Raw genomic sequence first — 20314 nt, 5'->3', positions numbered from 1 at the left:
CTCGCGCGCCGCGATGCCGAGATCGGCGGGCCGGTCCAGGGGAGGCTGGGCCGGGCGCGACGGCAGGCCCGTGACGCCCTCGCCCCCAGATGCGACCCATGCGACGCTGGTCACTCCCGGGGGTGCCGTCAGAACCGGCCGGCCAGGGTCAGCCGCACGGCGGTGGGCTCGACCGGATGGATGTGCCGGCCGGCGCTGCCGGCGGCTTCCCCGGGCAGGCGGGACGCGTAAAAGTAGGCGATCTGGTCGGCCCGGGCATTCGTCAGGTTCAGCACGTCGAGGGACAGGCTGGTGCCGGTGTCGAAGGCGTAGCCGATCCGGCCGTTCAGCAACGCGGTTGGCTTCGAGCGCACCGAATCGTCCTCGATCAGCGGCCGCGGGCCGAAATAGCGGAAGCGCAACGCGCCGAACCAGCCCCGGCCCTCGCCGAAGGTGAGGCCCGCCGACGCGATGCTGGTCGGCGCCTCGGGGATCCGCCGGCCGATCGGATCGCGGTCGGAGAAGCGCGCATTGGTGATCGTCAGGTCGCCCTCGAGGCGCAGCCAGGGCGTCACCGCGTAGTGATTGCTCCACTCGATGCCGAAGCGGCGGGTCGGCCGGCTCGGCTCGGTGGTGCCGGTATCGCCCTGGAACAGGGTCTCGGAGGCGAAGTCGAGCCGGAACAGGGCGAGGCTGGTCTCCAGCCCGGCGACGGAGCGGTTGCGGATCCCGACCTCGTAGCCGGTCGAGGGCACCAGGAACGGCGCGCGGCTGACGGTGAACAACGGGCTTGCCGGGTCGACCGTCGCGGTGACGCCGCGGGCATCGTTCGAGTGGAAGCCGCCGCCGTAATTCAGGTATATCTCGGTGTCGGCGAAGGGCCCGAACACCGCGCCGAGCTTCGGGGTGACGATGCCGTCGCGGGCGCGCCCCGAATTCGCCGGCGTGTCGGAGCGGACGTCGGCCGTGTAGCCGTCGGCCCGGACGCCGAGGCTGGTGCGCAGCCAGTCGGTCCAGCGCACCCGGTTCTCGTAGTAGAAGGCCGCGCTCGCCTCCAGCACCCGGTCGTCGAGCACCGTCGAGCGGTAGCGCCGCGCCGTGGTGTTGAACAGGCCGACCCGGATGGCGTCGGTGCGGGTCTGGACGCCGACCTCGTTCTCCATCGGCAGCCCGAACAGGTCGCCCTGGATGACCCGTGAGATCTCGCCGCCGCCGAGCACGCGCGCGTCGCGCTGGCGGAACTGGTCGCCGGTGACAGGGTCGTTGAGGACATAGGTAAAATCGTTCCAGAGGTTCATCCGGTAGCGGATCACGTAGGCCGAGGCCCGGGTGATCCCGCCCGCATCCGACTGGCTCCAGCGCCCCGAGAGCGAGAACCGGCCGGTCTCGCCGCCATCGGTCGGATCAAGCGTCCCGTAGCGGCCGATGATCCCCTCCGCCACCGCCCGCTCCGGGATCTGGTTGGTGGCGTTCCACTTCGCCCAGTAGGCCATGCCGGTGACGGCGAAGCCGTCGGTGGCGGTGCCCTGGCTGTAGCGGGCGACGCCGTTGAGCTTGCGCAGGGCATCGGGCACGACCCAGGGCCCGTCATAGGCCTGCGCCTCGCCGGCGACGAGCAGGGTGCCGGCGCCGAGCGGCACCGAGGCGGCCGAGAGCCCGCGCCGGAAGCCGAAGCGGCCGAGGGTGGTGAGCGCGATGTTGCGGTCGAGCTTGTCGAGGTAGTCGATCCGCACCGATCCCGCGGAGGCGAAGTCGCCGTCGCGGACGAAATACGGTCCCTTGTGGAACGCGACCGCGCCGACGAGTTCGGGGATCAGGAAGTTGAGGTCGGCGTAGCCCTGGCCGTGGGCGTGGGTGCGCATGTTGACCGGCATGCCGTCGACCAGGATGGCGATGTCGGTGCCGTGGTCGAGGTTGAAGCCGCGCAGGAAGAACTGGTTGGCTTTGCCCTCGCCGGAATGCTGGGTGACGATCAGGCCCGGCACCGCCTCCAGCACCTCGCCCGGGCGGGTGACCGGGCGGCTGTTGGCCTCCGCGCCGCCGATGATGCCGGCGCTCGCCGCCTCGACCGGCCGGAGCCCGCCGCCGATGCCCGCGACGCCGCCCGGATAGCCGGCGCTCGCGGCCGCGCCCGGCGGGGCGGTCACCTCGATCTCGTCGAGGCGGATCTCGCCCTGGGCGAGGACCGGGGCAGGCAGGCCGAATGCGGCGACGGCCGCGAGGAGCGACGACCGGGAGACGGCGGGCAGGGGAGGAACCTCGCGGCGGTCGCCCCGGGGCGCCGCGCGGCCCCGGGCGGGTGGAGGAGGGGATCGCCGGTGGCTGCTCAGGCCGCCTCGTCGCGCTTGCCGAGCCGCTTGTCGAGGTAGGTCTCGACCGTCTGGGTCAGCTCGTCGACCTTGCCGTCGAAGAAGTGGTTGGCGCCCTCGACGATCTGGTGCTCGATGACGACGCCCTTCTGGGTCTTCACCTTCTCGATCACCGGCATCACCTCGCGGGCCGGCGCGACCCGGTCCTCGGAGCCGTGCACGAACAGGCCCGAGGAGGGGCAGGGGGCCAGGAAGCTGAAATCGTAGCGGTTGGCCATCGCGGCGATCGAGATGAAGCCCTCGATCTCCGGGCGGCGCATCAGCAACTGCATGCCGATCCACGAGCCGAACGACACGCCGGCGATCCAGCAGGCGCGGGCCTCCGGGTTGACCGCCTGCACCCAGTCGAGGGCGGCGGCCGCGTCCGACAGCTCGCCGACGCCGTGATCGAAGGAGCCCTGGCTGCGTCCGACGCCCCGGAAGTTGAACCGCAGGGCCGCGAAGCCGCGATTCGCGAACGTATAAAACAGGTTGTAGACGATCTGGTTGTTCATCGTGCCGCCGAATTGCGGGTGCGGGTGCAGCACGATGGCGATCGGGGCGCCCTTCTGCTTCGGCGCCTGGTAGCGCCCCTCCAGCCGACCGGCCGGACCGGCGAAGATGACCTCGGGCATGAACGAACCTCTTTAGCCTTCAAGGGTGCGTGAGCGCGGCACAGGAACGGACGTTTGAGCGCGGGGCCGAACCTTGACTCGGGTCCCGTCTCCCATAAAAGCACCCTTAGAACCGTTCTAGGTCACTAGAACAATTCTAAACTACGTGGTGCCGCAGTCCCGGGTCCAGTGCCGGCGGGCACGTACCATCTGATTACGCGTGTCCCGGGCGGGCCTTAGCACGGCACCCAGGGGGAAAGGCAAAGGAATTCAGCGCATGGAGCGCGCGCGCGCCTATCTCGACCATAACGCGACCTCGGCCCTGCGGCCGGAGGTGGCGGAGGCCGTCCTGCGCGCGCTCGTCGAGCTTCCGGGCAACCCGTCCTCGGTCCACCGCGAGGGACGGGCGGCCCGTGCCGCCGTCGAGGCGGCGCGCGCGCCGGTCGCGGCCCTCGCCGGGGCGGCAGCGTCGCGGGTGGTGTTCACCAGCGGCGGCACCGAGGCGGCGAACGCCGTCCTGTCGGGCGCGCTGCGCCGGCGCGGGGTGCCGGCCCCGACCCGGCTGCTGATCGGCGCGACCGAGCACCCGTGCTGCCTGCAAGGGCACGGCTTCCCGGCGGAGGCGACGGAGATCCTGCCGGTCGACGGCGACGGGGTTCTGCGGCTCGACGTGCTGGAGGCCCGGCTCTCAGGCCTCGCCGCGCGGGGGGGCACCGCCCTGGTCTCGATCCAGGCCGCCAACAACGAGACCGGCGTGGTCCAGCCTCTTTCGAGGGTTGCGGCGTTCACATGCCAGTACGGCGCCCTGCTCCACAGCGACGCCGTCCAGGCGGCTGGACGGGTTTCGATCGCGCGCAATATCACAGGAATCGACGCGCTGACGCTGTCGGGCCACAAGCTCGGAGCACCGAAGGGCGTCGGCGCCATCGTGCTCGGGGAGGACGCGACCCTGGAGCCCGGCCTCATCCGTGGCGGCGGGCAGGAGGCGCGCCTGCGGGCCGGGACCGAGAACGTGGCGGGCATCGTCGGGTTCGGCGTCGCTGCGGAGGCCGCGCTCGCCGCCCTGCCGGCGGAGGCCCTTCGCCTCGGGGCCCTGCGTGACGCGATCGAGGCGGGCGTGCGGGCCCGGGCGCCGGACGCCGTGGTGTTCGGGGCGGGGGCCGAGCGCCTGCCGAACACCCTGTGTTTCGCGGTGCCGGGGCTCAAGGCCGAGACGGCCCTGATCGCCCTCGACCTCGACGGGATCGCGGTGTCGTCCGGGGCGGCCTGCGCCTCGGGCAAGGTTTCGCGCTCCGGCGTGCTCGCGGCGATGGGGGTCGATCCGGCCCTGTCCGCGGGGGCGCTGCGCGTGAGTTTGGGGTGGAACAGCCGGGAAGAGGACGGGGAAAGGTTCCTCGCGGCCTTCGATCGGCTGGTTTCGTCCCTATATAAGCGCCGGGAGCGGGCGGCGTGAAGGCGCGCCCGGCCCCGGCCGTGTCATCACCTCGCGGCCCTTGAAGCCGTCAGCGGTAGGAGACGGGTATGCCTGCAGTGCAGGAGACGGTCGATCGCGTCCGTGCCATCGACGTCGATCAGTACAAATACGGTTTCGAGACCACGATCGAGATGGAGAAGTCCGAGAAGGGCCTCTCCGAGGACGTGATCCGCTTCATCTCGGCCAAGAAGGACGAGCCCGAGTGGATGCTCGAGTGGCGCCTCGACGCCTATCGGCGCTGGCTGACCATGAAGGAGCCGAACTGGGCGCGGGTCTCCTACGACAAGATCAACTACGACGAGCTGTACTATTACGCCGCGCCGAAGCGCAAGGCGGCGCAGTCGCTCGACGAGATCGACCCCGAGATCCTGAAGACCTACGAGAAGCTCGGCATCCCGCTGCGCGAGGTCGAGGTGCTGGAGGGCATCGCCCCCGAGCGCCGCGTCGCGGTGGATGCGGTGTTCGACTCGGTCTCGGTCGCCACAACCTTCAAGGCCGAGCTGGCCAAGGCCGGCGTCATCTTCATGCCGATCTCGGAGGCGGTGCGCGAGCATCCCGACCTGGTGAAGAAGTACCTCGGCTCGGTCGTGCCCGTCACCGACAACTACTTCGCGACGCTGAACTCGGCGGTGTTCTCCGACGGCTCGTTCGTCTACATCCCGCCGGGCGTGCGCTGCCCGATGGAGCTGTCGACCTATTTCCGGATCAACGAGCGCGATACCGGCCAGTTCGAGCGCACGCTGATCATCGCCGACAAGGGCTCCTACGTCTCGTACCTCGAGGGCTGCACCGCCCCGCGGCGCGATGACAACCAGCTCCACGCCGCGGTGGTCGAGCTCGTCGCCCTCGACGATGCCGAGATCAAGTACTCGACGGTGCAGAACTGGTACCCGGGCGACGCGGAAGGCCGCGGCGGCATCTACAACTTCGTGACCAAGCGCGGCGATTGCCGCGGCGTGAACTCGAAGATCTCGTGGACGCAGGTCGAGACCGGTTCGGCGATTACCTGGAAGTACCCGTCCTGCATCCTGCGCGGCGACAACTCCCGCGGCGAGTTCTACTCGATCGCGGTGTCGAACGGCATGCAGCAGGTCGATTCCGGCACCAAGATGATCCACCTCGGCAAGAACACGACGAGCCGGATCATCTCGAAGGGCATCTCCGCCGGCCGGTCGCAGAACACCTACCGGGGCCTCGTCTCGGCGCACAAGAAGGCCAAGGGCGCGCGCAACTTCACCAATTGCGATTCGCTCCTCATCGGCGACCAGTGCGGCGCGCACACGGTGCCCTACATCGAGTCGAAGAATGCCTCGGCTGTGTTCGAGCACGAGGCCACGACGTCGAAGATCTCCGAGGACCAGAAGTTCTACTGCCAGCAGCGCGGCCTCTCCGAGGAGGAGGCGACCGCGCTGATCGTCAACGGCTTCGTCCGCGACGTGCTGCAGCAGCTGCCGATGGAGTTCGCCGTCGAGGCCCAGAAGCTGATCTCGATCAGCCTGGAAGGCTCGGTGGGCTGACGCCATGGCCGAGCCAGACAACATCGTGCTCGAACATTTGCGGGCGATCCGAAGCGACATCTCCGGCATCAAGGACGACATGCGCGGCCTGCGGGCCGAGATGACGTCCATTCGCCAGCACCTCGCGGGCGTCGTGACGCTGCAGGAATTCGATCACGGCGACATCGCTGCGATCAAGCATCGGCTCGAACGCATCGAACGGCGGCTCGAACTCGTCGACTAATCCGATTTCAAAAACATTCCGACCGGCGGTCATCCCGCAGGATGACCGCGTGGTCCGATAGGACTCATCACCATGCTCGAGATCAAGAACCTGGTCGTCAACATCGAGGACAAGCGCATCCTCAACGGCCTCAGCCTGACCGTCAACGACGGCGAGGTCGCCGCCATCATGGGGCCGAACGGCTCCGGCAAGTCGACCCTGTCCTACGTCATCGCCGGCAAGGAGGATTACGAGGTCCTCGACGGCGAGATCCTGCTCGACGGCGAGAACATCCTGGAGATGGAGGCGGATGCCCGCGCGGCGGCCGGCATCTTCCTGGCCTTTCAGTACCCGCTGGAGATCCCGGGCGTCGGCACCATGACCTTCCTCAAGGCGGCGATGAACGCCCAGCGCAAGACCCGCGGCGAGGAGGAACTGACCACCCCCGACTTCATGCGCCAGGTCTTCGCGGCGGCCGACAAGCTCGAGATCAACCGCGAGATGCTCAAGCGCGCCCTCAATGTCGGATTCTCCGGCGGCGAGAAGAAGCGCATGGAGATCCTGCAGATGGCGCTCCTGTCGCCGCGCTTCTGCGTCCTCGACGAGACCGATTCCGGCCTCGACATCGACGCGCTGCGCATCGTCTCGGAGGGCGTGAATGCCCTGCGGGCGAAAGATCGCAGCTTCCTGGTCATCACCCACTACCAGCGCCTGCTCAACCACATCGTGCCCGACACCGTGCACGTGATGGCGCAGGGCCGGGTGGTGAAGTCCGGCGGCAAGGAGCTCGCCCTCGAGCTCGAGGCCTCGGGCTACGCCGAGTACCGTGCGAGCGAGGCCGCGTGACCATGGCCGACGTCACGACCCTCCGCACCGCCGCCGAGACCGGGCTCTCGAAGCTGTTCGAGGTCCAGCGGCTCAAGCTCCCCGGGGCGGCCATCGCCCGCGAGGAGGCGTTCCGCTACTTCGAGGCGGCGGGCCTGCCGCATCGCCGCGTCGAGGCGTTCAAGTACACCGACCTGCGCGCCGCTCTCCGCGAGGCCGCGCCGCCGGCCGACGCCCCCGACGCGGAGACCGCCCGCAACGCCGTCAAGACCGCCCGGGGCTTCGCCGGAATCGAGGCAGCGCGCCTCACCTTCGTCAACGGTCACCTCGTCGCGGCCCTCTCCGACCTCGCCGGCCTGCCCGAGGGCCTGGAGGTGGTGCCGTTCGCGCGTGCGATGGCCGAGGGGCACCCGCTCCTCGACCATCTGGCGCCGGTCGAGCAGACCCGCGAGAACCCGATCTACCAGCTCAACGCCGCCTTCATGGCGGATGGGGCGGTGATCCGGGTCGCCGACGGCGCCAGGATCGAGCGGGCCCTGCACCTGCGCTTCGTCGGCACCGGCTCCGCGCCGTTCTCGACCGCGACCCGCGTGCTCGTCGTCGCCGGCGACGACGCCGAGGTCACGATCCTCGAGAGCCACGAGGGCCCGGACGGGATCGCCTACCAGCCCAACGACGTCCTCGACGTCGTGGTCAGCGACCGCGCCCGCGTGCTGCACAGCCGGCTCAACCTCGAGGGCGACGCCGCCATCGCGCTCTCGACCGTCTCGGCCCGCCTCGGCGCCGGCTCGCATATCGAGACCGTCAACGTGGTGACCGGGGCGGTGCTGTCGCGCCACCAGCTCTACCTGCACTTCGCAGGGGACGATGCGACCGCCACCGTCAACGGCGCCGCGATGATCCGCGACGGCCAGCTCGCCGACTCGACCCTGCTCGCCGACCACGCCGCCCTCGGCGGCGTCAGCCGCGAGCAGTTCAAGACGGTGATCGACGGCGACGCCACCGGCGTGTTCCAGGGCAAGATCATCGTCCGCCAGGTCGCCCAGAAGACCGACGGCAAGATGAAGTCCGACTGCCTCCTCCTCACCGACGAGGGGCAGATGATGAACAAGCCGGAGCTGGAGATCTTCGCCGATGACGTGGCCTGCGGCCACGGCGCGACCTGCGGCGCCCCGGACGACGACCTGCTGTTCTACCTGATGGCCCGCGGCCTGCCGCGGGCGCAGGCCGAGAGCCTGCTGGTCCAGGCCTTCCTGGGCGAGGCGATCGAGGCGGTGACCCACGCGGGCGCCCGCGAGGCGATGATCGCCGAGATCGAGGCCTGGCTGTCCCGCCGCGGCTGAACCAACGCACGGTCGGGCCGGCCCGCGGGCCGGCCCCTCTCTCACGCCCTGCACGAGAGCCCGCCATGAACGCACCCGTCCTTCAGACCCCCTACGACGTCGAGGCGATCCGGGCGCAATTCCCGATCCTGTCGCAGCAGGTCTACGGCAAGCCGCTGGTCTACCTCGACAACGCCGCCTCGGCGCAGAAGCCGCGGGCGGTGATCGACGCGATGTCGGGCGCGATGGAGACGGCCTACGCCAACGTTCATCGCGGCCTGCACTTCATGGCGAACGCCGCCACGGAGGGGTTCGAGGGCGCCCGCGAGACGACGCGCCAGTTCCTCAACGCCCGCTCCACCGACGAGATCGTCTTCACCCGCAACGCCACCGAGGCCTATAACCTGGTCGCGACCTGCATGGGCTGGGCCGGGCTGATCGGCGAGGGTGACGAGATCATCCTGTCGATCATGGAGCACCATTCCAACATCGTGCCCTGGCACTTCCTGCGCGAGCGCCGTGGCGCCGTGCTGAAATTCGCCCCCGTCGACGACGAGGGCAACTTCCTGGTCGACGACTTCGAGAAGCTGTTCTCGCCCAAGACCAAGATGGTGGCGATCAGCCACATGTCGAACGTGCTCGGCACGGTCACGCCGGCCGAGGAGATCGTGCGCATCGCCCACGCGCACGGCGTGCCGGTGCTGCTCGACGGGGCGCAGAGCGCGGTGCACCAGGCGATCGACGTCCAGGCCCTCGATTGCGACTTCTTCGTCTTCACCGGTCACAAGGTCTACGGCCCGACCGGCATCGGCGTGCTCTACGGCAAGAAGGAGTGGCTGGAGCGCCTCCCGCCCTACCAGGGCGGCGGCGAGATGATCGAGATCGTCGAGGAGGAGCGCATCACCTACAACGCGCCCCCGCACCGCTTCGAGGCCGGCACCCCGGCGATCGTCGAGGCGGTCGGGCTCGGGGCGGCGCTCGAATTCATGATGAGCCTCGGCCGCGAGCGCATCGCCGCCCACGAGGCGCACCTTCTCGCCTACGCGCAGGAGCGCCTGCGCGGCATGAACAGCCTCAGGATCATCGGCACGGCGCGCCACAAGGGTGCGGTGATCTCCTTCGAGATGAAGGGGGCGCACGCCCACGACGTCGCGACCGTCATCGACCGCCAGGGCGTCGCGGTGCGGGCCGGCACCCACTGCGCCATGCCGCTGCTGAAGCGCTTCGGCACCACATCGACCTGTCGCGCCTCGTTCGGCCTGTATAATACGACGGCGGAGATCGATGCCCTCGTCTCCGCCCTGACCCGGGCCGAGCGGATGTTCGCGTGAGGAACCGCGCATGACCGACACCCCAGCCGCCGCAAGCGGCGCGAATACCCCGCAACGGAATGCCCAAGTGAACGCCTCGGCGATCCCGCCGGAGGAGATGGACCGCCTGACCGACGGCATCGTGGCGGCGCTCAAATCCGTCTACGACCCGGAGATCCCGGCCGACATCTACGAGCTCGGCCTGATCTACCGGGTCGACATCGCCGACGACCGCAACGTCGCGATCGACATGACCCTGACCGCCCCGGGCTGCCCGGTGGCCGGCGAGATGCCGGGCTGGGTCGAGAACGCCGTCTCGGCGGTGCCGGGCGTCGCCGGCTGCAGCGTCACGATGGTGTTCGATCCGCCGTGGGACCAGAGCCGGATGTCCGACGAGGCCCGCATCGCGCTCGACATGTGGTGAGCCGGGTCAGCGCATCGCGTCGGTGATGCGCGACGGGAAGGTGAGTCCGTCGCAGATCTCCGCGAGCGCGAGCCGCGCGCCGATCTCGGGCAGCGCGATGACGGCCTCCAGCCCCTCGAACAGCTCCGGTTGCCAGGCCTCGTCCGCTCGACGGTAGAGCAGGGCGACCGGCGCCACGGTCTCGAGGAGCAGGATGTACCGGAGGGTCGGGTGGCGCTTGTACTCTTCGAGCTTCACGGTCCGGTCGACGGCGGTGGTGGAGGGTGAGGCCACCTCGACGACGAGACGCGACTCGCGGGCCTCGTGCGTATCGTAGACCAGCTCGCCGCACTCGACCGTGACGTCGGGCCGCCGGATGGTCGTGATGCTGGTGCGCAGCGAAACGTCGTCCGTGGTCGGCCGGCAGCGGGAGCCGCGCAGCTGATTGCCGAGGCTGACGATGACGTTCACCGTCACCCGGTCGTGCTGGACGCTGGCTCCGGTCATCATCCGGTGTTTCGGCACCGGAACGCCGTCGACGAGTTCGAACGGCTCGTCCTGGTGCTCCTGCCAGGCAAAGAACTCTTCCGGCGTCATCCTCCTTCGTGCCGCGTCCGCTATCGCCGTCTCCGCCACGAAGCCCTCATCCCATCCTATCACGTCCCGCCGGTGGACCGCAGGCAACGGGATGCTTATCTTCGCATCGTAACGTCACGCCTCAACCGCCCGGGCCTTGAACCCGGCCGTCGGAGAGAGTTTTGAACATGGCACCAAGCTTCAAGGTGATGTCGCTGACCGACGCCGCCGCCGCGCGGATCAAGGGCATCATGGCCGACGCCGAGCGCCCGATCGCGGGCCTGCGCGTCGGGGTCAAGAACGGCGGCTGCGCCGGGATGAGCTACACGATGGAATACGCCGAGGACCGGAAGCCCGGCGAGGACGTGGTCGAGGACAAGGGCGTGCGCGTCTTCATCGACCCGAAGGCGGTGCTGTTCCTGCTCGGCACCGAGATGGATTTCCAGACCACGAAGCTGGCGTCGCAGTTCGTGTTCAACAATCCGAACCAGACCTCGGCCTGCGGCTGCGGCGAATCGGTCGCGATCACGCCCGCCGACCCGGCCTCGCTGACGGGTGCCCACGCCTGACGGGCAGCGCGCCGGCCCCGTGTTCAGGCATGGGGCCGGCATCAGGCGACGTCGTTGACCATTTCGGCCGGCACGCTGTCGTCGACGACCTGGTTGCGGCCGGCGCGCTTGGCCGTGAACATGCAGTGGTCGGACCGCTCCAGCAGCGACACGGCCGTGTCGCCGCGCCGGTAGGTGGCGAGGCCGATCGACACCGTGATGCGTCCCAGGCTCTCACCGGTCGACCGCTTGACCAGCTCTCGGCCCATCACGCTGGTGCGGACCTTCTCGGACACCTCCCGCGCTTCGTCCCGGCCGCAATCGGGCAGGATGATGCCGAACTCCTCGCCGCCGAATCGCGCGATGGTGGTGCGCGGCTCGACGCATTCGCGCATGGTCATCGCCACAAGCCGCAGCACCTGGTCGCCCGTGAGGTGGCCGTAGAGGTCGTTGAACCGCTTGAAGTGATCGATGTCGAGCACGACGAGGCAGAGCGGCTGGCCCTGCACCGCGGCGTGGTCGACGGCCTTGCGCAGCATCTCCTCGAAGTGCTTGCGGTTGCCGATGCCGGTGAGGGGATCGGTCAGGGATTCGACCCGTACGGCTTCCAGGGTCTCGCGCAGGGTCTCGATCTCGTTGCGGCTCTCGCGCATCCGCGCCTCGAGGGTGCGGTTGTTCGCGGCAACGTCGCGGGTGGTGACGACGAGCGACGAGACGATCTCCCGCACCCGGGCGCGGTTGACCGCCGGACCCGCCAGATCCTGGCTGAAGGCCTGGAGCGAGGCACCATAGCGTGCCGTGGAGCCGAGCGCGGCGTCGAGCATCTCCATGATCTGCTCGATCTCGGTGAGCACGCCCGCGCTCGCCCGCTCGGTCTCGGTCGAGAGCCGGCGGCCGTCGATATAGGTCTCGAAGAGGAGGTCGACGCTGTTGTCGGTCAGGGCGCCTTGCTCGGCGGTGATCCGCTTGATCGCCTCGTTCAGCTGGGCATTCAGCCCGGCAACGTAGGTGTACCAGACGGCGTAGCCGCGCGGCGTGGCCGGCGACCGGTACGCCTTCATCAACTCCATCGCCCGCTGACCGAACAGGAAGCTCCGATCTAGCTCGGCGCTGCTCAGGTCAGGCATCGAACGTCTCCGCGCTGGGCGTCGGCTTCGTGCCGGCGCCTGCCTCCACCTCTAAGGTCGGTCCGTGGAGAAGCAGTTAAAGCGTGGCCGCGCGAGGCGCTGACAAATGTGGAATTTGCGGTCTACTCGCTCTCGCGGCGCTTCTTCAACACAACCGGCCGTAGCAGGAACGCCGGGACATGCGCGCCCATGCCGATCTCGGCCTCGGGCATCGCGTCGTCGTCCCGGGAGCGGCCGCGGTCGGCGCGCCGGGCGGCGGGCCGCCCGCCCGAGGGACGCCGATCGTCCGAAGGGGGTCGGTCATCGTGAGGACGCGGCGATGCCTCGCCGTTGTGGCGCGGGGAGGGGGTCTCCTCCGGGCGCGCGCCGCGGGCACGGCGACGGCGGGTCTCGTCACGACGACTCTCGTCGCGGCTCCCGTCGTCCCGGCGGCCGTCCTCCCGGCGCGCCTCGCCGCGGCGGCCGCGAACGCTCCGGCCGCGCCGCTCCGGCTCGCCCGCCTCGTCCTCCGGCAGGCTCGCGAGGTCGCCGTCGGCCCAGGCGATCGGCTGACCGATCAGGGTCTCGATCGCCGCGAGCGATTTCTCGTCGCCCCGGCCGACCAGGGTGAAGGCGGCTCCGCTGCGACCCGCCCGGCCGGTGCGCCCGATGCGGTGGACGTAGTCCTCGGCGTGGTGCGGCACGTCGAAGTTGAAGACGTGGCTCACCGCCGGGATGTCGAGGCCGCGGGCCGCGACGTCGCTGGCGACGAGCAGCGGCACCTCGCCGGAACGGAAGGCGTCGAGCGCCGCCATGCGGGCGCGCTGGTCCATGTCGCCGTGCAGGGCCGCGACGTTGAAGCCGTGGTTCGACAGCGACTTCTGCAGCTGCGCGACGTCGCGCTTGCGGTTGCAGAAAATGAGGCCGTTGTTGAGCTCCTCGGCGCCGCGGATCAGCTTGCGCAGGGTCTTGCGCTTCTGGTGCCCTTCCGCGCCGGTCGCGACCAGCCGCTGGGTGATCGTCGAGGCCGTGGAGGCCGGGCGCGCCACCTCGATGCGGACCGGATTGTGCAGGAAGTCGTCGGCGAGGCGCTGGATCTCCGGCGGCATCGTCGCCGAGAAGAACAGGGTCTGGCGGGTGAACGGCACCAGCTTCACGATCCGCTCGATGTCGGGGATGAACCCCATGTCGAGCATCCGGTCGGCCTCGTCGATGACGAGGAGCTCGACGCCGGTGAGGAGCAGCTTGCCGCGCTCGAAATGGTCGAGCAGCCGCCCGGGCGTCGCGATCAGCACGTCGACGCCGCGGGTGATCTTGAGGTCCTGGTCGGCGAACGAGACGCCGCCGATCAGCAGCGCGACGTTGAGCTTGTGGTTCGTGCCGTACCGCTCGAAGTTTTCCACGACCTGTGCGGCGAGCTCGCGGGTCGGCTCGAGGACCAGCGTGCGCGGCATGCGGGCCCGGGCGCGGCCCTGCTCGAGCAGGGTGAGCATCGGCAGCGTGAAGGCCGCCGTCTTGCCGGTGCCGGTCTGGGCGACGCCCAGCACGTCGCGCCGGGCGAGCACGTGCGGAATGGCCTGGGCTTGGATCGGGGTCGGCGCCGTGTAGCCCGCGGCCTCGACGGCCTGCTGAACCTTCTCGCTTAAACCCAGTTCGGCGAATGACATCCTGAAGAGAACCGTTGCGCGCGGGCGGATCGGGCGGGCGCGTAAGACACCGTCGCGGCAACGGCCGGGGGGCAAAGTCGTTTCGAAGCCCGTTCGCGCCGGCTGAACCGGGGCGGGACGTTCACGCCATTGCTCCGTCGCGTCGGGCACGCGACCGCCCGGAGGACACGCCCGATGCGGGCCCATTTGTCAAGTGCTGTCCGGGATTTGTCGGGGGGCAAGGCAGGGTCGGCCGCCCCGCGACCGCCGCTGCCGGGCCCGGAAAGGCCGGGTCACGGGCGCGGGGCCGCGGCGCAGGGATCGAGCCGGGTGCGCGCCGCGCTCCCGGCAATCGACCCGGTGGTCTCGGGCTCGGCCGCGCCGCGCAGGGCCGCGGTCGGGCCCGGGCCGGTGCCGGACGGCGTGCTGCGCGAGGCGAGATAGTGGGTGGTCGCCAGAGAGGCCGCGACGGCGATCAGGGCGAGTCTCCAGGTGCGCTGGAGAACGGAGAGCGGCGCCTTCTCGCGCCCTGACAGCGGCATCTCGGTTCCTCGACGGACGGTGCAGGCTTGAGGTGTGGGGCCTCATGGTTAATGCCAAGTGACCGATTTCGCTCGTTTTTTTTCGCTGGCGGTCGCGGAGGATTCACGGTTCGTTGACGGGTGGAGGGGTAAACCCAGGCCTCGTTGCAGGAATGCGACAGACCGGGTGACCGACCGGGGATAGAAGCGCGCCGGCTCTCGCCAATCAGGACCAGTCAGAGAATGAAGAAGATCCTCCTCGCCTCCGTGGCCCTCGTCGGCCTGTCCGCGGCTGCCTCGGCCGCCGACCTGCCGCGCCGTGCGGCCCCGCCGCCGGTCTTCACGCCGGTGCCGGTCTTCACCTGGACGGGCTTCTACGCCGGCTTCAACGCCGGCTACGGCTTCAACACCGCCGACACCCGCGCCCCGACCGTCGTCGGCGTGCCGGCGGGTTACGGCATCTTCGTCACCTCCGCCGCTCCGGTCGTGCCGGCCAACGGCGTGGTGGCCTTCGGCAACCGCAACAGCAACGACGGCTTCGTCGGCGGCGGCCAGATCGGCTACAACTACCAGTTCACCCCGGGCTCGGGCGTGGTCGTGGGCATCGAGGCCGACGCCCAGTACGTCGACTTCGGCCGCAACCGCAACCGCTTCGCCTTCGCCACCGTGCCGGGCGGCAGCGTCGCGCCGGGCGCCCTGGTGTTCAACCCGAACGGCATCTCGGGCCTGGACTTCTTCGGCACCGTGCGCGGCCGCCTCGGCTACGCCTGGGACCGCACCCTCGTCTACGCCACCGGCGGCTTCGCCTACGGCTCGGGCGGCGGTCGCGACTTCGGCCTGCCCAACAGCTCGCGCGACGACTTCCAGACCGGCTGGGTGGTCGGCGGCGGCGTCGAGTACGCCCTGCCCACCGACTCGTTCCTGAACTTCTTCCGTTCGTCGGCCGTGACCGTGAAGGTCGAAGGCCTGTACGTGAACCTGGACCAGGGCAACCGCAACAACGGCGTGTTCGCGCAGAACGCGGCCGGCGGCCAGGTCTCGGTGTTCTCGCCGGGCGTGGTGTCGGTCGGCCCGGCCAACCTGTACCGTCGCGAGACCGAGTTCGCGGTCGTGCGCGCCGGCCTGAACTACAAGTTCGGCGGCTTCTAAGACCTGACGATCCCTCACGGCGAGGGAGAAGAGCCCGGCCTCACGGCCGGGCTCTTCGCGTGACGGGGCCATGTTCGGCACCGTCCCGGGCGACAGCGATCAACGCAAAAAAGGCCCAGCCGCTCGCGCGGCTGGGCCTTTCGCCTTGAGTTTACGCAGGGGACGGTTGGCGCCGTCCCCGGATCCACGCGCCCCTCAGATGTCGAGTTCGATCTCGTCGGCGAAGACCGCCCGCTCGGAGATGAAGGCGAAGCGCGCTTCGGGCTTGTTGCCCATCAGGCGCTCGACCGTGTCGCCGGTCTCGGCCTTGGCCTCCTCCACCACCTCGACCCGCAGCAGCGTGCGCTTCTTGGGGTCCATGGTGGTTTCCTTCAGCTGGCCGGGCATCATCTCGCCGAGGCCCTTGAAGCGGCCGATCTCGACCTTGCCCGACTTGAACGTGGTCTTGAGCAGCTGCTCCTTGTGGCGGTCGTCGCGGGCATAGGCGCTCTTCGCCCCTTGCGTGAGACGGTAGAGCGGCGGCACCGCCAGGTAGAGGTGGCCGCCCTCGATCAGCTTCGGCATCTGCCGGTAGAAGAAGGTGATGAGCAGCGAGGCGATGTGGGCGCCGTCGACGTCGGCGTCGGTCATGATGATGACCTTCTCGTAGCGAAGGTCGTCGTGCCGGTACTGGTTGCCGATGCCGCAGCCGAGCGCCTGGATCAGGTCGGAGAGGAGCTGGTTCGCCCCGAGCTTGTCCCGGCTCGCCGAGGCGACGTTGAGGATCTTGCCGCGCAAGGGCAGGATCGCCTGGGTGGCGCGGTCCCTCGCCTGCTTGGCCGAGCCGCCGGCCGAGTCGCCCTCGACGATGAAGATCTCCGACCCCGCGGCACCGGCCTTCGAGCAATCGGCGAGCTTGCCCGGCAGGCGCAGCTTGCGGGTCGCGGTCTTGCGGGCGACCTCCTTCTCCTGGCGCCGGCGCAGGCGCTCCTCGGCCCGGTCGATCACCCAGTCGAGGAGCTTGTTGGCCTGGGCCGGGGAGGCGGCGAGCCAATGGTCGAAGGCGTCGCGCATCGCCGCCTCGACGATGCGGGAGGCCTCGAGCGTCGCCAGCTTGTCCTTGGTCTGACCCTGGAACTCGGGCTCGCGGATGAAGACCGACAGCATCGCCGCGCAGGTCGCCATCACGTCCTCGGCCGTGACCGCCTGCATCCGCTTGACCTGGCCGACCCGCTCGGCGTGGTCGCGCAAGGCCCGCAGCAGCGCCACCCGCATCCCGCTCTCGTGGGTGCCGCCCTCGGGCGTCGGGATGGTGTTGCAGTAGGAGGACGAGAAGCCGTCGTCGTTGGCCAGCCACGCCACCGCCCATTCGAGGGAGCCGTGGCTGCCGGGCTTGGTGATCTTGCCGGAAAAGACGCCGTCGGCGACGAGCTCCTTGCCGTCGATCTCGCGCGCGAGATAGTCCTTCAGGCCGGCCGGGAAGCGGTGCACGGCCTCGGCCGGCACGTTCTCGACGCCCTCCAGAAGGCTCGGCGCGCAGCGCCAGCGGATCTCGACGCCGCCGAACAGGTAGGCCTTCGAGCGCGCCATCTTGAACAGGCGGCGCGGGTCGAACCGGTGCTCGCCGAAGATCTCGGCGTCCGGGTGAAACCGCACCCTGGTGCCGCGACGGTTCTGCACCCGTCCGACGGTCTCGATCGCACCTTGCGCATGGCCGCGGGAGAAGGTCTGGCGGTAGAGCGTCTGGTTGCGGGCGACCTCGACCTCGAGGAGGTCCGACAGCGCGTTCACCACCGAGATGCCGACCCCGTGCAGGCCGCCGGAGGTCTCGTAGACCTTCGAGTCGAACTTGCCGCCGGCATGCAGCGTGGTCATGATGACCTCGAGCGCCGACTTGCCGGGAAATTTCGGGTGCGGGTCGACCGGGATGCCGCGGCCGTTATCGGTCACGACGAGGCAGCCGTTCTCCTCCAGCTCCACCTCGATGAAGCTGGCATGGCCCGCCACCGCCTCGTCCATGGCGTTGTCGATCACCTCGGCGAAGAGGTGGTGCAGGGCCTTCTCGTCGGTGCCGCCGATATACATGCCGGGCCGGCGCCGCACCGGCTCCAGCCCCTCCAGCACCTCGATCGCCGAGGCGTCGTAGCCGGCCTCCGCGGCTTGCGCGGGCAGCGGCACGGCGACGGGCTTCAGCCGTTTGAGCGGGTCCTTGAGGGTCGGCTCCCCGGGCGGCTTGCCCCCCGGTCCGAACAGGTCTCGTGCGGCCTCGCTCACGCGACGGCCTCGCGGTGGGGGAAGGGCTCTGGCAGCATTCGAGGTCATCCTCTCCCTATACCGGAACAAATGCGGAACAAAAAGGGGGTTCGGGCGGCTTCCGGGTGTGGCGAACGGGCATGGGCGGTCGGCGGCGCCGACTCGCCGCGCAGCAGAACCCGTACCAGAGTCACCGAGACGTAAACAAATTCCCTTAAAGCCCCGTGACGAGGCCGGGTCCTCCGGAACCTCGGCAGTGACCGCCCGTTGTCGAAGCGGCCGCTCCTGATGCCGAGTGGGAGGCCCGCGCCGCAGGAGCGTTCCGACGATGAAAGCCGTCAACCGCCACGCCCGCCACCTCTCGCTGGCCCGCGCCGAGCAGGCCGCCGGCCAGGCCTTCGGCTTCGCCGAGGAGAGCGTCGAGGCGGTGACGGCGGGGTTCGGGCGCATGGCGGTGACCGCCGGCGGGGCCGCCTTCGCGGTGGCGTTCGCCGCGACCCTCGCCTGGGCGCTCTGAACGGCGCGGCACGCACAACGGCTCTCTCGACGGCATCGACCCACCGGCTCCAGGCGGGGGTGGACGCGCCTTTGCTCGCGCCTCGACCGGGGTTTCGCAGCGCGGAACCTGGCCACGTCGACCGAATTTCCTGAGCGGCGCCCCACGCCGTACCCAGACCCACGCTTTCGAAGGATGGTGGCCCGATGCGGCGCGCCCACAGCATGCCATTCGGTGCGGAGATCGGACCGGAGGGCGTGCGATTCGCTCTCTGGGCGCCGACCGCGAAGCGGGTCGCCCTGGTTCTCCAAGGCACTGAGAAGGATCCGGGATCCGAGCATGATCTGCCCGACCAGGGCGAGGGCTGGCGACGCGTCACCGTGCCGGGCGTGCGCGCCGGGGCGGCTTACGGGTACCGGATCGACGGCGACCTCGTGGTGCCCGACCCGGCCTCCCGCTTCCAGCCGGAGGACGTCTCGGGTCTGAGCCAGGTCGTCGACCCCGCCGCCTTCGCGTGGACCGATCAGGCCTGGGCCGGCCGGCCGTTCGAGGAGACGGTGATCTACGAGTGCCATGTCGGCACCGCGACGCCGGAGGGCACCTACGCGGCTCTGGCCGGCAAGCTCGAGGCCCTGCGCGACCTCGGCGTCACCGCGATCGAGCTCCTGCCGCTGGCCGACTTCAAGGGAAGCCGCAACTGGGGCTATGACGGCGTGCTGCCCTACGCGCCCGATTCGGCCTACGGCACGCCCGACGACCTGCGCCGCCTCGTCGACCGGGCCCATTCCCTCGGCCTGATGGTCTTCCTCGACGTCGTCTACAATCACTTCGGCCCGGCCGGAAACTACCTTCACGCCTACGCCAAGACCTTCTTCACCGAGCGCCACCAGACGCCGTGGGGCGCCGGCATCAACTTCGACGGCCAGACCAGCGGTCAGGTGGTGCGGGACTTCTTCGTCCACAACGCCCTGTACTGGCTGGAAGAGTTCCACGTCGACGGCCTGCGGTTCGACGCCGTCCATGCGATCCTCGACGACTCCGAAAAACACTTCCTCGGCGAGCTGGCCGAGCGCATCCGCGGGGCGTGTCCCGACCGACCGGTCCACCTGATGCTCGAGAACGAGGCCAACCAGGCCTCCTGGCTGGAGCGGGACGAGGCCGGCCAGCCGCGATTCCACAGCGCGCAATGGGCCGACGACACCCATCATGGCTGGCACATCCTGCTGACGGGCGAGGATGCCGGCTATTACGAGAGCTTCTCCGACAAGCCTGCCGCCCACCTCGCCCGCAGCCTGGCCGAGGGCTTCGCCTACCAGGGCGAGCCGTTCAAGACCCTCGACAACCATCCCCGCGGCGAGCCTTCCGGCCACCTGCCGCCGTCCGCCTTCGTCGCCTTCCTGCAGAACCATGACCAAGTCGGCAACCGGGCGCTGGGCGAGCGCCTGAGCCACCTCGCGGACCCCGACAGGCTGGCGCTCGCCCGGGCCGGGCTGCTGCTCAGCCCGCAGATCCCGATGCTGTGGATGGGCGAGGAATGGTCGGCCTCGACCCCGTTCCTGTTCTTCGTCGATTTCGCCCCCGACGAGGCGTTGAACAAGGCGGTGCGCGATGGCCGCCGGCGCGAGTTCAAGAGCTTCGCGGCCTTCGCCGACGAGGAGAAGGCGAAGACGATTCCCGATCCGACCGCCGAGGAGACGTTCCGGCGCTCGACGCTCGACTGGGCGGAAGCCGCCCGCTCGCCCCACCGCGAGGTCCTGGCCGACACGACCGCGCTCCTTCACCTCCGCCAGCGCGAGGTGGTGCCGCTGACGAAGACCGCGTGGCAGGGCGGGCGCTATTCGCTGCCGCGGCCGGACGTGATCGACGTGACCTGGGCCTATGCCGGCGGCACCTTGCGCTTCGTCGGCGCGTTCGGCGGCGAGCCGCACGACATCGGCCAGGCGCCCGGCCGCGTCATCTGGCGTTCGCCGTCCGTGTCGCAGGACGAGCCTGGTTCCCTGATCCTGCCCGCCTGGTCGGGCGTCTTCCTGAAAGAGGTGGTTTGAG

The 20314-nt window shown here is 69.7% G+C and carries 18 protein-coding genes; 11 read left to right on the top strand and 7 right to left on the bottom strand.

Annotated elements, in window-relative coordinates; genetic code table 11:
• Positions 1-128: 128 nt before the first annotated feature.
• Both EU555_RS31130 and EU555_RS31125 read right to left on the bottom strand, forming a co-directional pair.
• The gene (locus EU555_RS31130) at positions 129-2126 is read right to left on the bottom strand and encodes a TonB-dependent receptor (RefSeq protein WP_245524580.1); all 1998 of its coding nucleotides are present in this window, start codon (positions 2124-2126) and stop codon (positions 129-131) included.
• 179 nt (positions 2127-2305) lie between these two features.
• Entirely contained in the window at positions 2306-2962 is a 657-nt protein-coding gene (locus tag EU555_RS31125) for an alpha/beta hydrolase (protein ID WP_135419216.1), read from the bottom strand.
• Between the two features lie 256 nt (positions 2963-3218).
• On the opposite strand from EU555_RS31125, the gene EU555_RS31120 reads away from it, so the two are divergent.
• From EU555_RS31120 to EU555_RS31090, 7 genes are all read left to right on the top strand, one after another.
• On the top strand, positions 3219-4394 hold the full coding sequence (locus tag EU555_RS31120) for a cysteine desulfurase family protein (RefSeq protein ID WP_135419215.1): 1176 nt from the start codon (positions 3219-3221) through the stop codon (positions 4392-4394).
• A gap of 68 nt (positions 4395-4462) precedes the next feature.
• Positions 4463-5932 (top strand): Fe-S cluster assembly protein SufB, encoded by a 1470-nt coding sequence (sufB, locus tag EU555_RS31115; RefSeq protein ID WP_135419214.1) that lies wholly within the window; start codon positions 4463-4465, stop codon positions 5930-5932.
• Positions 5933-5936: 4 nt separating this feature from the next.
• Positions 5937-6155, top strand: a complete 219-nt coding sequence (locus tag EU555_RS31110) for a hypothetical protein (RefSeq protein WP_135419213.1) — start codon at positions 5937-5939, stop codon at positions 6153-6155.
• A 72-nt stretch (positions 6156-6227) separates the two neighbouring features.
• Positions 6228-6980 (top strand): Fe-S cluster assembly ATPase SufC, encoded by a 753-nt coding sequence (gene sufC / locus EU555_RS31105; protein ID WP_135419212.1) that lies wholly within the window; start codon positions 6228-6230, stop codon positions 6978-6980.
• Positions 6981-6982: 2 nt separating this feature from the next.
• Positions 6983-8302: a SufB/SufD family protein gene (locus EU555_RS31100; RefSeq protein WP_135419211.1), complete on the top strand. Its 1320-nt coding sequence runs from the start codon at positions 6983-6985 to the stop codon at positions 8300-8302.
• A 65-nt stretch (positions 8303-8367) separates the two neighbouring features.
• Positions 8368-9612, top strand: coding sequence for a cysteine desulfurase (locus EU555_RS31095; RefSeq protein ID WP_135419210.1), 1245 nt, complete (start codon positions 8368-8370; stop codon positions 9610-9612).
• A 97-nt stretch (positions 9613-9709) separates the two neighbouring features.
• The gene (locus tag EU555_RS31090; protein ID WP_232388549.1) at positions 9710-10015 is read left to right on the top strand and encodes an SUF system Fe-S cluster assembly protein; all 306 of its coding nucleotides are present in this window, start codon (positions 9710-9712) and stop codon (positions 10013-10015) included.
• Between the two features lie 6 nt (positions 10016-10021).
• Here EU555_RS31090 and EU555_RS31085 read toward each other — a convergent pair whose 3' ends face one another.
• Positions 10022-10591, bottom strand: coding sequence for a Uma2 family endonuclease (locus EU555_RS31085; protein WP_135419208.1), 570 nt, complete (start codon positions 10589-10591; stop codon positions 10022-10024).
• Between the two features lie 167 nt (positions 10592-10758).
• Here EU555_RS31085 and sufA point away from each other — a divergent pair, with 167 nt between their 5' ends.
• Positions 10759-11139: a Fe-S cluster assembly scaffold SufA gene (gene sufA, locus EU555_RS31080; protein ID WP_135419207.1), complete on the top strand. Its 381-nt coding sequence runs from the start codon at positions 10759-10761 to the stop codon at positions 11137-11139.
• A gap of 41 nt (positions 11140-11180) precedes the next feature.
• On the opposite strand, the gene EU555_RS31075 is transcribed toward sufA, so the two are convergent.
• The 3 genes from EU555_RS31075 to EU555_RS31065 form a co-directional block, all read right to left on the bottom strand.
• Positions 11181-12245, bottom strand: a complete 1065-nt coding sequence (locus tag EU555_RS31075; RefSeq protein ID WP_135419206.1) for a GGDEF domain-containing protein — start codon at positions 12243-12245, stop codon at positions 11181-11183.
• A 122-nt stretch (positions 12246-12367) separates the two neighbouring features.
• Positions 12368-13891 carry a DEAD/DEAH box helicase gene (locus EU555_RS31070; RefSeq protein ID WP_135419205.1) on the bottom strand — a complete coding sequence of 508 codons (1524 nt, stop codon included), beginning with the start codon at positions 13889-13891 and terminating at the stop codon, positions 12368-12370.
• Positions 13892-14163: 272 nt separating this feature from the next.
• Positions 14164-14412, bottom strand: coding sequence for a hypothetical protein (locus EU555_RS31065; RefSeq protein ID WP_135419204.1), 249 nt, complete (start codon positions 14410-14412; stop codon positions 14164-14166).
• Positions 14413-14634: 222 nt separating this feature from the next.
• Between EU555_RS31065 and EU555_RS31060 the strand changes: the two genes are divergently transcribed.
• Entirely contained in the window at positions 14635-15540 is a 906-nt protein-coding gene (locus tag EU555_RS31060; protein ID WP_135419203.1) for an outer membrane protein, read from the top strand.
• A gap of 195 nt (positions 15541-15735) precedes the next feature.
• On the opposite strand, the gene parE is transcribed toward EU555_RS31060, so the two are convergent.
• Positions 15736-17793 carry a DNA topoisomerase IV subunit B gene (gene parE / locus EU555_RS31055; protein ID WP_135419202.1) on the bottom strand — a complete coding sequence of 686 codons (2058 nt, stop codon included), beginning with the start codon at positions 17791-17793 and terminating at the stop codon, positions 15736-15738.
• A 307-nt stretch (positions 17794-18100) separates the two neighbouring features.
• Between parE and EU555_RS31050 the strand changes: the two genes are divergently transcribed.
• A complete protein-coding gene (locus EU555_RS31050) occupies positions 18101-18289 on the top strand; it encodes a hypothetical protein (RefSeq protein ID WP_135419201.1) in 189 nt (62 codons plus the stop codon).
• Positions 18290-18474: 185 nt separating this feature from the next.
• Positions 18475-20313, top strand: coding sequence for a malto-oligosyltrehalose trehalohydrolase (gene treZ, locus EU555_RS31045; RefSeq protein WP_135419200.1), 1839 nt, complete (start codon positions 18475-18477; stop codon positions 20311-20313).
• The last annotated feature ends 1 nt before the right edge of the window (position 20314 follow it).

Origin of the sequence: Methylobacterium nonmethylotrophicum, assembly GCF_004745635.1 — a bacterium.
Taxonomy (GTDB): domain Bacteria; phylum Pseudomonadota; class Alphaproteobacteria; order Rhizobiales; family Beijerinckiaceae; genus Methylobacterium; species Methylobacterium nonmethylotrophicum.
The sequence above is the reverse complement of the archived record's forward strand: the minus strand, read 5'-3'. Positions and strand labels throughout refer to the sequence as shown.

Coding starts and splice junctions, on each gene's coding strand:
- sufA (WP_135419207.1), top strand. CDS start 10,759: ATGGCACCAAGCTTCAAGGTGATGTCGCTGACCGACGCCGCCGCCGCG.
- EU555_RS31095 (WP_135419210.1), top strand. CDS start 8,368: ATGAACGCACCCGTCCTTCAGACCCCCTACGACGTCGAGGCGATCCGG.
- EU555_RS31065 (WP_135419204.1), bottom strand. CDS start 14,412: ATGCCGCTGTCAGGGCGCGAGAAGGCGCCGCTCTCCGTTCTCCAGCGC.
- EU555_RS31090 (WP_232388549.1), top strand. CDS start 9,710: ATGGACCGCCTGACCGACGGCATCGTGGCGGCGCTCAAATCCGTCTAC.
- EU555_RS31050 (WP_135419201.1), top strand. CDS start 18,101: ATGAAAGCCGTCAACCGCCACGCCCGCCACCTCTCGCTGGCCCGCGCC.
- EU555_RS31125 (WP_135419216.1), bottom strand. CDS start 2,962: ATGCCCGAGGTCATCTTCGCCGGTCCGGCCGGTCGGCTGGAGGGGCGC.
- EU555_RS31110 (WP_135419213.1), top strand. CDS start 5,937: ATGGCCGAGCCAGACAACATCGTGCTCGAACATTTGCGGGCGATCCGA.
- EU555_RS31070 (WP_135419205.1), bottom strand. CDS start 13,891: ATGTCATTCGCCGAACTGGGTTTAAGCGAGAAGGTTCAGCAGGCCGTC.
- sufC (WP_135419212.1), top strand. CDS start 6,228: ATGCTCGAGATCAAGAACCTGGTCGTCAACATCGAGGACAAGCGCATC.
- EU555_RS31075 (WP_135419206.1), bottom strand. CDS start 12,245: ATGCCTGACCTGAGCAGCGCCGAGCTAGATCGGAGCTTCCTGTTCGGT.
- treZ (WP_135419200.1), top strand. CDS start 18,475: ATGCGGCGCGCCCACAGCATGCCATTCGGTGCGGAGATCGGACCGGAG.
- EU555_RS31120 (WP_135419215.1), top strand. CDS start 3,219: ATGGAGCGCGCGCGCGCCTATCTCGACCATAACGCGACCTCGGCCCTG.
- sufB (WP_135419214.1), top strand. CDS start 4,463: ATGCCTGCAGTGCAGGAGACGGTCGATCGCGTCCGTGCCATCGACGTC.
- EU555_RS31060 (WP_135419203.1), top strand. CDS start 14,635: ATGAAGAAGATCCTCCTCGCCTCCGTGGCCCTCGTCGGCCTGTCCGCG.
- EU555_RS31085 (WP_135419208.1), bottom strand. CDS start 10,591: ATGACGCCGGAAGAGTTCTTTGCCTGGCAGGAGCACCAGGACGAGCCG.
- EU555_RS31100 (WP_135419211.1), top strand. CDS start 6,983: ATGGCCGACGTCACGACCCTCCGCACCGCCGCCGAGACCGGGCTCTCG.